Below are 13,931 nucleotides of genomic sequence, written 5' to 3' on the forward strand. Positions count from 1 at the left end.
CAAGCAAAAGGAGCTTTTACTTTCTCAAACCCCAGTTTGCTTTCTCATTTTGGTGTTTTCCGCAAGCAAAAGGAGCTTTTACTTTCTCAAACCCCGGTTTGCTTTCTCGTTTGGGTGTTTTCCGCAAGCAAAATGAGCTTTTACTTACTAATTTCAGTGTTTTTAGCAAGCAATCAAGCATATTGCTTTCTCAATATGCTTGATTGCTGACTCATTCCAGTAATTCACGCACTTGTGACAACTATCCCTTTGAAATTACTTTTCTCTATCTTTATCTAACGCTTCCTGAATTGCACGACGACAAAATTCTGGAGAATCATCCTTGGTGGATAGTTCTTCCTTCATAGTTTTTGTGACACGTAAGTTAAGACGCTCACTTAAAGGTTCTTCCCTCTCTGATTTAAATGGTTTTAAATTTTCTGGATGACCTTTAGGGTTAGGCATTCTCTTTATCTTTATCTAACGCTTCCTGGATTGCACGACGACAAAATTCTGGAGGATCATCCTTGGTAGATAGTTCTTCCTTCATCGTTTTGGTAATGCGTAGGTTAATTCTCTCTGTTAATGATTCTTCTCTATTTGATTTAATTGGTTGTAAATTTTGTGGATTCCCTTTAGGATTAGGCATTATTGAGAAATATAAGCAAGGCTTGATTTACTTGGTGCCAAAACAATAAATTGTTTTTTGGTGGTTGCTACAACTTGCTGGAAGTACAACCACCAATATCCAATTTCAAAAATGGACACTACTATTTTATGTTCACGCGTTCCGAACTTGAAATCAAGACTATTAAAGAATTACGCGACTTGTGTCGTAGATACGGCATCAAACCAACTGGGAATGCAGGATACAAAACCTCGTACATCGTAACCCTGATGGCATTTCCACTTTTAGCGCTGCAACAAATGAAGCAAGGTAAAGGGTTAAAATTCCCTAACTTTAACGCTATCCAGATAATCAGTTCTGCTATAGAGGAAATGAATTCACCCACAGATGAGCAAGTAGCACTAATTCGCATAACTTTAGAGGGCAGGAAAATGAGCTATCCTGACCGATACGACCAGGAGAACCTGCTGAACTTGCACAAGGCTAAGATGTCGCTTGAACAAGCTATTAACCTGTTGAGCCAGTAAAACTAATCCCATAACTCTATCCCCTACATCGACAAAGATATAGGGGATAATTTTTAAAGTATTAAGATAAATAAGGTATGACCTATTGACCAATAGAGACCTAACCCCCAGCCCCTTCCCTAGTAGGGAAGGGGAGTAAGATTCAAAGCCTCTCTCCTAAAAGGAGAGAGGTTTGGAGAGAGGTCAAAGTGTATTGCATACAAACGAGCGAACCGCTATATAAACGCTGTAACTATTCAATTTAGGTATTTATATGTTTCTGGTAACTGGTGCAACGGGAGGAATTGGTCGCAGAGTTGTGCGACTCCTACGACAACGAGAACAATCTGTGCGGGCATTTGTCCGCCTTACCTCGCGCTATAGCGAGTTAGAACACAGGGGTGCAGAAATCTTCATCGGTGACTTGCTAGAGGAAAAAGATATCCAGAAAGCTAGTCAGGGTGTGCGATATATTATCAGCGCCCACGGTTCTGATAGCGATGCCCTATCTTTAGATTACCGCGCCAATATTGAACTCATCGACCAGGCGAAAGCCAATGGCGTAGAGCATTTTGTTTTTATTTCTGTTCTGGGAGCCGATCGCGGTTATGAAGATGCTCCCGTTTTCAAAGCCAAACGAGCAGTAGAGCGATATTTGGCAGCTAGTGGTTTAAATTACACTATTTTACGCCCATCTGGATTAGCATCTAACTTGCTGCCACTGGTAGAAAGATTTCGGGAAACGGGATTATATCTGCTGGTTGGCGATCGCAAAAACCGTACCTCAATTGTCAGTACTGATGATTTGGCAAAGATAGTGGTGGATTCTGTGACAGTTGAAGGCGCTCGTAACCAGATTTTACCCGTCGGAGGGCCAGAGATTTTATTGCGAGAAGATATTCCCCGGATTTTTGGTCGGATTTTCGCCAAAGAACCAGTAATAATTAACTCACCCCTATTTGTCATTGATGGGTTACAGGGTGCATTGGGTTTATTTAATCCCAAAATTCAAAAAGCTTTGGGAACTTATCGCACATTGCTAGCAAATGAATTTTTCTGTACAAAAGATGAAATTGCCAATTTAGAGGCGATTTTTAACTTCCAATTAGAGACATTAGAAAGTTTTTTGCGGCGCTATTTAGCAGTTTAAATTAAACATCAGTCATTAGTCATTAGTCATTTGTCATTAGTGAATAACAAAGGACAAATGACTAATGACAAAGGACAAAGGATAAAGGACACAAATGAAATCTTCTCTAGCTGCAAATGCTGCTCAAGCACGTCAGACAAAAGAGCGATTCGCCCAACCGGAGGAACAACTTACTTATGAATTGGGGAAGGCAGTACAGGAATTGCCGCCCCTATACACTAGATTATTAGCGGGAACGATGACCGCCATCGTATTTGGGGCGATCGCCTGGGCGTACTTCTCGCAAATAGATGAAGTAGCAACAGCACCAGGGGAATTAATTGCCTCCGCACAGGTAAGACCGGTGACATCTTTGGGTGGAGGATCGATTGTCGCTGTTAAAGTGCAAGAAGGCGATCGCGTTACTAAAGGTCAAGTTCTGATTCAAAAAGATCCAGACTTGCAAATAACCGATGTTTCACGCCTAGCCAAATCTACTAGATTGATTCAAGACGATTTACAGCGTTTGGATGCAGAACGTATTGGAGGCAAAACTGCTGGGACGAAAGTGCAAGATGAACTTTTAAGCTCCCGCCTGCAAGACTTCCAAGCTCGTCAAGCAGCAGCAGAAGCAGAAGCAAATCGTCAAATAGCACTCATAGATCAAGCCAAAGTCCGCTTGAGTAGGTTGCAAGATAACTTAGTTAATGCTAAAAGCAGCTTTGGCAATGCTCAAACCAACCTTGTCAATGCAGATAGCATCCGAATTAAAATTGAAAGTAATTTAGCCCTGGCTCAAGAAAGGGAAAAAAGCCTACGTACTCTAATAACTCCTGGCGCTGTGCCTCGTGTCGATTACCTGGATGCCCAAGAAAGATTAACTCGTGCAAAGACAGAAATCACCAGAGCGCAAGATGAAGTCATCAACGCCCAGAATAGAATTACAGAGGCTCAAGATAAAGTCACATCATTAGAAAAAGATATTGCTGCTCAAGTCCAGGAAATTCGCCAAGCAGAACAAGCTTACAACGCTGCACGCAGTCAGGCGCAGCGTGTAGCATCAGAACGCCAAAGCGAAATTTTGACGCAGTTTAATAAGCGTAAAGAAGAATTAACAACTGTTCAAGGTCAATTAGAGCAGGCGAGGAAGCAACAAGCTTTAGAAACGATTGAGGCTCCCGTAGCCGGTACAATTTATAAAGTCAAAGCCACCAAGGGGCCAGTTCAATCGGGTGAAGAATTACTGTCAATTTTGCCGGAAGGGGAAGAAATGCTTCTAGAGGTGAAAGTTCTCAACCGCGATATTGGGTTTATTCGTCAAGGAATGAAAGCAAAAGTTAAAATGGCGACTTTTCCCTTCCAAGAATTTGGCATTGTGGATGGCGAAGTTATGCAAGTCAGTCCAAATGCCATTGCTGATAAAGAATTGGGTTTAGTTTTTCCGACGAGAATTAAGCTAAATAGACACGCAGTCAATGTTCGAGGTCAAGAAGTAGAATTTACACCAGGTATGGCTGCTACAGGTGAAATTGTCACTCGTAAAAAATCAATTTTGACATTCATCACTGAGCCTGTGACACGGCGTTTCAATGAGGCATTTTCCGTTAGGTAGGACAGTCTGTTAGATTAGCGACAAGTAAGGGTTTAGCATTGTTCAGTGGTGTCAAATTAACGCTAAACCCGCTTGGTGACAACGTTTTGCCCTCACCCCCAGCCCCTCTCCCTTGGGGAGAGGGGAGCTAGACATTCAATTCCCCTTCTCCCAAGGGAGAAGGGGTTAGGGGATGAGGGCGTGAGGGATTTGCAAAACGCCTGTCTGATATAGTTTTCGGCTTAAGCTTACACCAATGAGCATTGTTAAACCCCTACATTTATTCACGACAGATAGCAGGTTGGTTGGTTTTCTTAACCGAGAAGTATTGAACTCAACTGCAAATCGCTATAATTTTCAAGCCATACCCAAAAATTTTCTATACTGATCTATTTGTTTTTGCATTCCCTCTAGTAGTTTGACAAAATCTGGATTATTCTCATCCTGATTGCTATTCACATTGATGCTGCCCAGAATCTTCTCATAGTTTTGAAATTGCGACCATAATTCTGGATTTGTTGATATGCTATTACCTTCGGCTGATATCAGATATTTTGTGGTTTCTGTAATTGCCTGACCAATCACAGGGCTAAAATCAGAATTATTCCAACTAGCAATATTTTCTGGTGTTAGATATCTTCGGCTTTCTGTAATTCTCTGACCGATTAGAGATCCAAAGTTGGAACTGTTAAAACTATTGATATTTTCTGATGTTAGATATCTTGTGGATTCTGTAATTCCCTGACCGATTAGAGAACCAAAATTGGAACTATTAAAACTAGAGTTTGTAGTTTGTGTGTTATTTCCTGCGGTTTCTGCAATTACCCGACTCGCTAGAGAACTGACATTAGAAATGTTAAAACTAGAGCTTGTAATTTGTGTGTTATTCCCTGCGGTTTCTGCAATCACTTGACTCGCTAGAGAACTGACATTAGAAATCTTCAAACTAGAGTTTGTAGTTTGTGTACTATTTCCTGCGGTTTCTGTGACAATCTGACGTACTTGGGCATCAGTCAGGTTGGAGTTAGCACTAAGCATCAGGGCAACGATACCAGCAACGTGGGGAGCAGCCATAGATGTGCCGCTATAAGTTGCATACTGATTATTCGGAACTGATGAATAAACCTTGACTCCTGGAGCTGTGACGTAAGCGATTGGATTCGTTCCAGAGCGGTTAGAGAAGTCGGCCAAATTATTATTTTTATCTACTGCCCCAACGGCAATTCCCGACTTGGATGCATAGCGAGCGGGATAGTCTGGTGATGAGTCACCATCATTACCTGCTGCCATGACAACAATTACTCCTTTACTGCTGGCATAGTTAATGGCTGACTCTAGAGTGCGATTAGAAGATGCGCCTCCTAAACTGAGGTTAATCACATTAGCTCCATTATCTACAGCGTAGCGAATACCTTTAGATATGGAACTATAGGAACCAGAGCCAGAGCTATCTAAAGCTTTGACAGCCATAATCTTGGCATCGTAGGCAATACCAGTGACACCGTAGTTATTATTTTCTCCTGCGATCGTGCCGGAAACATGAGTACCATGACCGTTGTCATCTAGGGTGTTGTTGTTTTGATCGGCAAAGTTCCAGCCGTAATTATCATCAATATAGCCATTTCCATCATCATCTATACCGTTACCCGCAATTTCCTTGGTATTCGTCCAGATATTATTTGTTAAATCTTCGTGGTTATAGTCAACTCCAGTATCCACAACAGCGACAACAACGCCTTTACCTGTATATCCCTGTGCCCAAACTTCCGGTGCTTTAACCATGTCTGCTCCCCAATTATTGCCACCAAGATCGGGAACATCAGCAAAGGTATTTTGACCAATAGCCCTAGCCACTGCTGCTGCTCCATTAATCAAGCCATAGCCATTAGTGGAGTTATAATTTTGAGTGCTAAAAGCATTAGTAGTAGCGTTATTGCTATTTTCAGATTCATCGTTATTTAGCAACTGCACATCAGCATCGGCTAAGTTATAGCTACTACGTCTGCTGAAATTGAGGCTGTAGTTATCTTTTGTATTAAAGCTATCTAATGAGGAGATTGAAGTGGTATTTAGCTGTTTGTTTGACAATTTATTGTTATTAACATCATCAATGTGCATAAATTTTTTCTCAAAGATAGCAACCGTTTTTTGACAGCTTGAAGCTTTGAAACCTTTACAATAAAAAGATTTCAATCTGTGAATAAAACTTCATTCTCAATAATTACTATGGAATTTAATAACAAAATGCTAATTTTATTACCAAAAAAAATTATGATAATTACGATTTTTATTAAAAGTAGCTTTATTGAGTAAATCTTAAATATTTAAGGTGTATTAATGGAGACTAATGCAAAAATTGCAACATGGCGTTATCGACTCCTTTTGTTATACCAATTAGAAAAAAGAATGCGACAAATAGACCATTTGTAGAGACGCGATTCATCGCGTCTTTACGCAAGGATGTGTTGCAATCATTAATTGAATTGGTATTACTCTTTGAACTGCTGCGATCGCTAGCTATAAAAATATTTATCTTACTTAGACTGGAGCAAGGGTAATTATTGAAATCAGCCAAATTAAAATGACGAACGGAGTTATGCTCCATTCGCCAAAGGCTATCCTTAAGCCCCTTTGCAAACGTCGATTTTTATGTACCCACAAGCTTTGAGTTAGTTAAATCTATTAAATGTTTGCTTGCTGCCGTTGATATAGTGACCAATACAAACCCTTTTGTTGCAACAATTGTGAGTGAGTACCACGTTCAGCAATCACACCTTGCTCCAATACCAAAATCAAGTCGGCACGTTTAAGGGGAGCAAAGCGGTGAGCAATCAGGAACACAGTACGGTTGGCGGAAATTTTTTGCAGGTTTTGCAGTACTTGTTGTTCAGTTTCACTATCCAAGGCACTGGTAGCTTCATCCAAAACTAAAATCGGCGCTTGGGAAAGAAATAACCTTGCCAGAGCAATACGTTGTCTCTGTCCACCAGATAAAGCTGTACCGCGTTCGCCAACATTGGTTTCGTAACCGTAGGGTAATTGACTAATAAAGTCGTGAGCCACGGCTAATCTTGCCGCCTCTACTACTTGCTCTGCGGTAATGTCAGGACTACCGAGAGTGATATTTTCCAAAATAGAACCGTTAAATAAAAAGTCTTCTTGGAGAACTACACTAACTTGTTGCCGCAGTGAGGCTAAATCGGCACTTTTTATATCAAAACCATCAATCAGGATGCGTCCTGATTCAATTTGATAGAGGCGTTGTAATAGCTTAGATAGGGTACTTTTCCCAGAACCGCTACGTCCGACAATGCCAACAAACTGCCCTGGTTCAGCACTAAAAGAGATTCCTCGCAGAATTGCTTCAAAGTTCGGGCGGTAGCGGAAAAATACTTGCTCGAAGGTGATTTGTCCTTTCAGAGGTGGCAAAACTAAGCCGGTTCCCAGTTCAGCTTCTGGGGAAACGTTGAGAATATCACCAATGCGATCTACAGAAAGTAGCACTTGTTGAAGGTTTTGCCACAACTGTACTAAGCGCAAAAGTGGGCCTGTGACTCTACCAGACAGCATTTGAAATGCAACTAGCTGTCCAATTGTGAGTTTTTGTTCAATGACTAACTTGGCACCAAACCAAAGAATCAGCATGGTGGACAAATTGGTGAGAAAATCACCAATGTTGCTGCTGATATTGGAGGTGGTAGAAGCTTTAAAACCTGTGCGAATGAAGCGGGCAAATAAGCCTTCCCAGCGATCGCGGGCTACTGGTTCGGCTGCGTGGGCTTTAACGGAGTGAATTCCGGTGATTGTCTCTACTAGAAACGATTGACTATCGGCACTCCGGTTAAAGGTTTCGTTGAGCCAGTTACGCAGAATTGGTGTTGCAACTATCGTTAATGTGGCAAATAGTGGCAGTACAGCTAAGGCCACAAAGGTGAGTGGGACGTTATAGTAAAACATCAATGCCAGGTAGACCACAGCAAAGATGCTATCTAGAATTACAGTTAATGCTGTACCTGTGAGAAACTGACGAATTTGTTCGAGTTCCTGGACTCTTGCTACTGTGTCTCCGACGCGGCGCGACTCAAAATAAGCCAAAGGCAGACGCATCAGATGGCGAAATAGCTGTGCTGATAAACTCAAATCCAGACGACGAGCTGTATGGGTAAAGATGAATAGGCGCAGAATACCCAGTACGGATTCAAATATGGCTACGCATAAAAGTGCCAGCGCCATCACATCGAGAGTTGGCAAACTCCCCTGCACCATCACTTTATCAATGACGACTTGGGTAATTAGCGGTGTTGTTAACCCCAAAAGCTGCAAGGTAAAAGATGCTAACAATACTTCCGTGAGCAATCCTTTATACTTCCAAACTGCTGGGGTAAACCAACTAAGGTTAAATTTTTCTTGCTGGGATATGAGTTCTACTTGCCACAATTGTCCATCCCAAGACACCTCAACTATAGATTGCGGCAAGCTTTCACAAGTCCGTTCGGGATTGAGAGGATTAGCGATAATTAAGCGATCGCCTTTAACTCCATAAGCTACCACCCAGGATGGACTCTGGGGTGAGTCAGAATTCCACAGCAATAAAGCTGGAAATGACAACTGTCGCAACTCACTCCAACTCACTTGTAAGCGCCGCAACACTAACCCTAACTTTTCTGCTGCTTCCACAACCTGTTTTGGGCGTTGTCCTCTGAGTTGACGCTGCACCCATTCCAGTTGCACAGAATTTTCTAGTTGTTGTGCCACCATTGTTAAACACGCAGCAGCGGTATTCCAACTGGCAACAAAGGGATAAATTGCAGCGATTAAATTGGCGGCTGGGAGTCCTTTTTGGGGTTGGAGGCTGTGGGGGCTGGAAGTCCCGTCTGAGGCTGAAGTTACTGAAGGAGTGCTAGAAAAGGAAAATGTCTCCCTTTGTCCTTCCATCTCTACTGGTAACGCTTGCCAAAATTCCTGAATTTGTGGGTGAGAAAATTCTGTCCATAGCGCAGTATCCCAACAAACTACTACTACTTCTTTACTAGCAGCTACAGCTTTAAAATCCGCAGACAGCTTTTGGAAGTCGCCAAACCAATCGCCCGCATCTAGAGCGGCTATTGGTTTACCAACGCCCTCCTCTCGCAAGCGGACTTTCCCAGCCACAATTAAAAATTGATAGCCACCGACATCGTTTGACCAGATTTTTTCTCCAAGACGATACTGGCGGGCTTGGCACTCATTTTCCAATCGGGATTGTTGTTCGGGAGTCAGCCAGCATAGCGGTGGCTGATTCCAAGGCAAAGAAGCTAGCACTTTTAATCGTAAAGATTCATTATCCAGAGTTTTTAACTCACTTGTAATTTGACTGTCAGTTTTTGAATTTTCTCTGCTAGCCATTTTTCAAACAACTCATTTTGTAGTGCTTGCTGTAGTTGAGTATCTTCTAAAGACGCTGGTAGAAATTGTTCTACTCGAAACAAACCATAAGGCCCTTCTCCTTGGGGAGAGTCTTTGCCAACGATTTCTATTGGGCCTATCAATTGTCCAGGACTGGCCACATCAATAGCTGCCCGTAATATATCCGGCATACTACCTCGGCTGACGATTCCCATCATGCCATTCACAATTCGGTCATCTGAAAGAGAATACTCTTTAGCTAGTTGCTCAAAACTACCTCCTTCTTCAATTTGGGTTTGGAGTTCGTCTGCCAATTCTCGGTTATCAACAACAATTCGGGAAAGTACTACCCGATCCAAGAAAATCTTGCGTTCAATAAAATATTCTGGGAGTTTTGTTTGTGTCACTACAGCTTTCAGCTTTTCTAACTTGTAACCAAAAGCAACCGATGTGTGAAAAGTAGCGTAATCTGTATTATTTGTCTTTAACCATTCTTGAAAACTTTGGGGGTCAGTGAGTTGATTTTTCAGCCTAAAGTCAATTATTGACTGTTCAGTTATTGCGGTGCCAATTTCAATATCATCTCGTGTTCTGATTTCTTCCTCAATTACGTACTGCCGGAGAATATCTCCAATGAACTGTCCCAATTTTCCAGAGGCTTGCAGGTACTTTACTGCTTGCTCTATAGAAATTATTTGGTCATTAATTGTCAAAAATGATAAAGATTCCATGAACTAATTATGTGAAAATGGTTAAACACTTATAGGACTTTTAAATTAAATCATATAGAAATCATCTGGTCATTCATGGATAAATATGATAAAGATTCAATGAACTAATTACATCTAAATGGTCAAAAAATTATATAGCTAGTAAATAAAATAATTTGCCACGATCACTTTTACAGTCTAGTGGGGACAAAATCAGGATTGAAAATATTAGTGGTGGCGCAGTAGTAAGGCAAATAGTTATTTTTTATCAATGCCTTTCAAGAGTGCTGAGTGGGGAATCTAGAACTGGTAACGGCCTAAATGCCCCACTTAAGCGAGTAATTGTAATTGTTTATTCTCGTCAGCCTAGTTAATGAAAGTTAGCCATGTCCAAGCAAGTAGCACAGATGCGATCGCACCGATTAATGTATTAAAAATATTTACTACTTCATTGGTCAACCAGGTATACTTAGATTGCAGTGTTGCCCCAATCACACTTTCTAGGTTGGTGGCAATAAATGCTGCCAGCACACACCAAGCGACTCCCAATAGATCGATTAAACCAACTCCCCAACCCACAAGTGCGATCGCTACAGAAGCCACAATCCCAGCTAAAGTTCCCTCCAAGCTTACCGCTCCTTCTGTACCGCGAGGTACTGGTTGGAGTGTGGTAATCAAAAAGGTGCTTTTACCATAAGCTTTGCCGACTTCACTAGCAGTAGTATCAGCCAGCTTTGTACTGAAACTCGCTACATAGGCTAGCAATAATAGAGACTGGGGACTTGTACTGAGCATTGCCGAAGTATTGGGGATTAGCGACTGGGGATTAAGTACAAGGAATCCCGAATTTATTATTCCTACTCCCAAAGCACACAGCGCCCCAATTAAAGCCGAACCCCAAACATTTTCTGGGCCTCTTGCCCCAGAACGCTTTTCGGCAATTCCTTCTGCCTCCTTCTGCGCCATCCCGATGCGGGTAACGCCAGAACCAACCAAAAAATAGAACATTACTACTGCATATCCTTGCCAGCCTAGAGTTACCCAAATTAAGATGGCCAAAAACCAGGCGTGGAATAATCCAGCAGGGGTAAGTAGCTTTTTCGGAGCAATCCAAGCTAAACCCAATAAAATTGTGTTTAATACTACTGCTACTAACCAGGGATTTACAGAATCTATTGAGGATGACATCAGCAATTATTCATGAGTAATTTTGTCTGAATATCAACAGAATAACGAATTTGTGATGCTTAGTGCTTTATTTTTGAAACCTCTCTAAGTAAAGTAATATGTTGGTATTATTAACTAAATTGCGTAGGCATCACTCTGAAAACTGAGTGTCAAACCATCAATGATGTCTTAGAGGATGTTTGAAAAGTCTGTAGTAGTGTATCAAATATTTGTTTACCCCACCCTAACCCTCCCCTTGTTAATGGGAGGGAACTGGATTATTTTGTCTCCCCCCTTTCTAAGGGCAGGGCTGTTTCATTCCCTAAAAGGCTCTGATTTACAAGCGTTTCAAGCAAAAAAATCAGGTGACTAAAAAATACCCTGCAATGATTAAACAAAATGCAAAACTTCTTTTGAGTTAGGTAGACTCTTCTCCGTAGCCGCAGAGTACAGTGGCTGAGTATTACTCAGTCCCCAATATTAGTAATAAGGATAAAGAATATAAGTTAATATCAATAAAAACTGTGTTCAAATTAACCACAATCAAAACTTAATAGCATAAATTGTAGATAGCATAAATTACTAGTCCTTTTCACATAAGCTATGAGCCAAACTTTATTTCATCTAGCTTTTCCTGTAACTGACATTGCCCAAACAAAAGCATATTATGTAGATGGTTTGGGCTGCATTCCTGGTCGTGAAAACCACCATGCCCTGATACTCAATCTCTACGGTCATCAATTAGTGGCTCATGTCACAAAAGAACCTTTGATACCGCAACAAACTATCTATCCCAGACACTTTGGGCTAATTTTTACCCAAGAACGTGACTGGCAAGACTTACTACAAAGGGCACAACAACAACAGCTACTTTTTCGTGAAGAAACCAAAAATCGCTTTGTCGGTTCTCCTCTTGAGCATCGCACTTTCTTTTTAGAAGATCCCTTTTATAACCTCATGGAGTTCAAGTATTATCGTCACCCAGAGGCGATTTTTGGGAGTTACGAACATACGCAAATTGGGGATAGGACTTAAGAAATTCGTAATTCGTAATTAAAGATGAATAAATCAAGCGTGGCAACCATTCTGGCTACTGAGTAGATGCTTTCTTAAGGTAGGGTAGCTTAATACGCTCTAAAACTATTTTCACTACTGCTAAACTCCTGGGGTCTGTTAACATCCAAGGATGTAGAGCAACTGGTACTATTACTTCGCGTCCTACGGACATTTGTGAACTATTCGCTGGGACAATCATCAAATCATAAGGTGTCCAGATAGACGTAAAATCTATCTGCCCCAACATTACAGCATCAGAATTTAAATTCTTGAGAAAAATGCTGTCGGGGCGCATTTGTAGGCAACCAGGACGGCTAGAACCATAAGCAACCACAGTTCCATAGTGGGGCGAAGCGATGGTAAGAAACCGCTGCACGCGGTTAATTCCTCCCAGTCGCTGAACATAGTAACGGCTGACAATTCCTCCCATGCTAAAGCCGATTAAATCTAGGCGTTGTTCTGGTGCAAAGGTGGCTGTAACATAATCAGCTACTTGTTTTGCCAATTCATCAAGACCCACTACACCATTATTAGGAACCAGATTCAGGCTATATACAGACCAACCCCATTGTATGAGGTATGCCCTCATTTTATGAAAAACTGCCTCTGTGTCGTCAATGCCGTGTATTAACAAAACGGGATTGCGTTGTTGATTTTCAATGTTCATTTACAAAATCTAACTGAATTAAAGGGTGTATTCCACTTTTGTAGACACATTCTGCTCTACAAACTGAAGCTATTGCTTTTCGGATTTTTTCTTTATAAAAATATTGTGGCAAACAAAACTGAAATGCTTTAAAAAATAGTTTGTATAAAATTTAACGAACTAATCTTGCCATTTGCTATTCGGCTATGACGCTCTTTCCACTGGTTGAGAGTAAACTGCTTGTCTAACTTCAATTGGGTATTTACCAAACAAAGAAATGTTAATTCTTGTAAAGCTTGCTTTCAGAATCTTGCTCTTAGCTACAGTAAAATTTAATAATTAGTTCTCGGTGTGTGCAGGTTGCAAATGCTTGCAATAGAACATTTGCCCTGTGGTTTTACTACAATGTTAATTAAGCACAAACCTATAAGGGTTGTCACCAGGATGGGGTGACGCCAAGTAGATAATGTAACATTCTGTCGTAATTTTTAACAATTACGGTTGAGTTCAAAATATAAAAGGTAAAAGGCAGGAGTAATTGTAATGGATTTTATCAAAAAGTTAATTTCGGGTATTTTGGGTTTCATTACCGGACTGTTACCGGGGAAGAAGAAAAGCAACGGCTACTTCTTAGAATTGGACGAAGCTAAAGATGCTGCCAAAGATGCTGCTAAAGAGGTAGCATCGAACGCGAAGAAAGTAGCAGAGACAGTTACATCGACAGTTGCATCAAATGCTAAGAAAGTAGCAGAGACAATTACATCAGAAGCACCAACTCCATCTAAGCCAGATTCATTGAACGGAACAAAAACTGCCGCGGCTAAGAATAAGGCTAAGGAAAAATCAGCTAAAAATCCCAAACCAGCCGATGTTCAACTAGTCCAGACTGCTGAAGGTCTGAAAGTTGAACCGGGCAAAAAAGAAAAAGCCGCAGCAGCCAAAGTACTCAAAGAGCAGCCTACTGAAACAACCTTTGCACCAAAATATCTTGCTCCTTCGACTACTAGCTCTAATGGTCGTCGTCGTCCAGGAGCGAATATGAGTGCTTATCTAGAAATGGCACGTCAGATTAAAACATCTAAATAATTCATAGAGACCATCAAGAGTGCTGAGTTCCGAGTTCCGAGTGCTGAG

13 protein-coding genes are annotated in these 13,931 nt (G+C 41.3%); 6 read left to right on the forward strand and 7 right to left on the reverse strand.

From position 1 onward, the window contains the following. Window positions 1-255: 255 nt before the first annotated feature. Both V7K61_RS11510 and V7K61_RS11515 read right to left on the reverse strand, forming a co-directional pair. Window positions 256-444, reverse strand: coding sequence for a hypothetical protein (locus V7K61_RS11510; RefSeq protein WP_334964361.1), 189 nt, complete (start codon window positions 442-444; stop codon window positions 256-258). After that, window positions 437-628, reverse strand: a complete 192-nt coding sequence (locus V7K61_RS11515) for a hypothetical protein (RefSeq protein WP_334706085.1) — start codon at window positions 626-628, stop codon at window positions 437-439. The genes V7K61_RS11510 and V7K61_RS11515 overlap by 8 nt, the downstream gene beginning before the upstream one ends. A gap of 128 nt (window positions 629-756) precedes the next feature. Between V7K61_RS11515 and V7K61_RS11520 the strand changes: the two genes are divergently transcribed. The 3 genes from V7K61_RS11520 (at window position 757) to V7K61_RS11530 (ending at window position 3,854) form a co-directional block, all read left to right on the forward strand. Beyond that, window positions 757-1,134 (forward strand): hypothetical protein, encoded by a 378-nt coding sequence (locus V7K61_RS11520; RefSeq protein WP_335053450.1) that lies wholly within the window; start codon window positions 757-759, stop codon window positions 1,132-1,134. 253 nt (window positions 1,135-1,387) lie between these two features. Then, the gene (locus tag V7K61_RS11525) at window positions 1,388-2,263 is read left to right on the forward strand and encodes an SDR family oxidoreductase (protein ID WP_335053451.1); all 876 of its coding nucleotides are present in this window, start codon (window positions 1,388-1,390) and stop codon (window positions 2,261-2,263) included. A gap of 94 nt (window positions 2,264-2,357) precedes the next feature. After that, window positions 2,358-3,854, forward strand: coding sequence for an HlyD family efflux transporter periplasmic adaptor subunit (locus tag V7K61_RS11530; protein ID WP_335053452.1), 1,497 nt, complete (start codon window positions 2,358-2,360; stop codon window positions 3,852-3,854). A 336-nt stretch (window positions 3,855-4,190) separates the two neighbouring features. On the opposite strand, the gene V7K61_RS11535 is transcribed toward V7K61_RS11530, so the two are convergent. Further along, the gene (locus V7K61_RS11535) at window positions 4,191-5,951 is read right to left on the reverse strand and encodes a S8 family peptidase (protein ID WP_335053453.1); all 1,761 of its coding nucleotides are present in this window, start codon (window positions 5,949-5,951) and stop codon (window positions 4,191-4,193) included. 245 nt (window positions 5,952-6,196) lie between these two features. On the opposite strand from V7K61_RS11535, the gene V7K61_RS11540 reads away from it, so the two are divergent. Then, complete coding sequence (locus tag V7K61_RS11540; RefSeq protein WP_335053454.1) at window positions 6,197-6,391, forward strand: hypothetical protein; 195 nt, start codon at window positions 6,197-6,199, stop codon at window positions 6,389-6,391. Between the two features lie 124 nt (window positions 6,392-6,515). Here V7K61_RS11540 and V7K61_RS11545 read toward each other — a convergent pair whose 3' ends face one another. The 3 genes from V7K61_RS11545 to V7K61_RS11555 form a co-directional block, all read right to left on the reverse strand. Then, complete coding sequence (locus V7K61_RS11545; protein WP_335053455.1) at window positions 6,516-9,218, reverse strand: type I secretion system permease/ATPase; 2,703 nt, start codon at window positions 9,216-9,218, stop codon at window positions 6,516-6,518. Next, complete coding sequence (locus V7K61_RS11550) at window positions 9,167-9,949, reverse strand: peptidylprolyl isomerase (RefSeq protein WP_099102542.1); 783 nt, start codon at window positions 9,947-9,949, stop codon at window positions 9,167-9,169. The genes V7K61_RS11545 and V7K61_RS11550 overlap by 52 nt, the downstream gene beginning before the upstream one ends. Window positions 9,950-10,294: 345 nt before the next feature. Further along, window positions 10,295-11,116: a DUF92 domain-containing protein gene (locus tag V7K61_RS11555; RefSeq protein ID WP_335053456.1), complete on the reverse strand. Its 822-nt coding sequence runs from the start codon at window positions 11,114-11,116 to the stop codon at window positions 10,295-10,297. A gap of 582 nt (window positions 11,117-11,698) precedes the next feature. Between V7K61_RS11555 and V7K61_RS11560 the strand changes: the two genes are divergently transcribed. Continuing rightward, entirely contained in the window at window positions 11,699-12,130 is a 432-nt protein-coding gene (locus V7K61_RS11560; protein WP_335053457.1) for a VOC family protein, read from the forward strand. A gap of 55 nt (window positions 12,131-12,185) precedes the next feature. Here the strand turns inward: V7K61_RS11560 and V7K61_RS11565 are convergent, their stop codons facing one another. Beyond that, window positions 12,186-12,818: an esterase/lipase family protein gene (locus V7K61_RS11565; protein WP_335053458.1), complete on the reverse strand. Its 633-nt coding sequence runs from the start codon at window positions 12,816-12,818 to the stop codon at window positions 12,186-12,188. A 522-nt stretch (window positions 12,819-13,340) separates the two neighbouring features. Here V7K61_RS11565 and V7K61_RS11570 point away from each other — a divergent pair. Then, on the forward strand, window positions 13,341-13,883 hold the full coding sequence (locus V7K61_RS11570; RefSeq protein ID WP_335053459.1) for a hypothetical protein: 543 nt from the start codon (window positions 13,341-13,343) through the stop codon (window positions 13,881-13,883). Window positions 13,884-13,931 lie beyond the last annotated feature (48 nt).

Source organism: Nostoc sp., assembly GCF_036918015.1.
Taxonomy (GTDB): Bacteria; Cyanobacteriota; Cyanobacteriia; order Cyanobacteriales; family Nostocaceae; genus Nostoc.

Coding starts and splice junctions, on each gene's coding strand:
- V7K61_RS11525 (WP_335053451.1), top strand. CDS start 1,388: ATGTTTCTGGTAACTGGTGCAACGGGAGGAATTGGTCGCAGAGTTGTG.
- V7K61_RS11565 (WP_335053458.1), bottom strand. CDS start 12,818: ATGAACATTGAAAATCAACAACGCAATCCCGTTTTGTTAATACACGGC.
- V7K61_RS11545 (WP_335053455.1), bottom strand. CDS start 9,218: ATGGCTAGCAGAGAAAATTCAAAAACTGACAGTCAAATTACAAGTGAG.
- V7K61_RS11555 (WP_335053456.1), bottom strand. CDS start 11,116: ATGTCATCCTCAATAGATTCTGTAAATCCCTGGTTAGTAGCAGTAGTA.
- V7K61_RS11515 (WP_334706085.1), bottom strand. CDS start 628: ATGCCTAATCCTAAAGGGAATCCACAAAATTTACAACCAATTAAATCA.
- V7K61_RS11570 (WP_335053459.1), top strand. CDS start 13,341: ATGGATTTTATCAAAAAGTTAATTTCGGGTATTTTGGGTTTCATTACC.
- V7K61_RS11530 (WP_335053452.1), top strand. CDS start 2,358: ATGAAATCTTCTCTAGCTGCAAATGCTGCTCAAGCACGTCAGACAAAA.
- V7K61_RS11540 (WP_335053454.1), top strand. CDS start 6,197: ATGGCGTTATCGACTCCTTTTGTTATACCAATTAGAAAAAAGAATGCG.
- V7K61_RS11535 (WP_335053453.1), bottom strand. CDS start 5,951: ATGCACATTGATGATGTTAATAACAATAAATTGTCAAACAAACAGCTA.
- V7K61_RS11510 (WP_334964361.1), bottom strand. CDS start 444: ATGCCTAACCCTAAAGGTCATCCAGAAAATTTAAAACCATTTAAATCA.
- V7K61_RS11520 (WP_335053450.1), top strand. CDS start 757: ATGTTCACGCGTTCCGAACTTGAAATCAAGACTATTAAAGAATTACGC.
- V7K61_RS11560 (WP_335053457.1), top strand. CDS start 11,699: ATGAGCCAAACTTTATTTCATCTAGCTTTTCCTGTAACTGACATTGCC.
- V7K61_RS11550 (WP_099102542.1), bottom strand. CDS start 9,949: ATGGAATCTTTATCATTTTTGACAATTAATGACCAAATAATTTCTATA.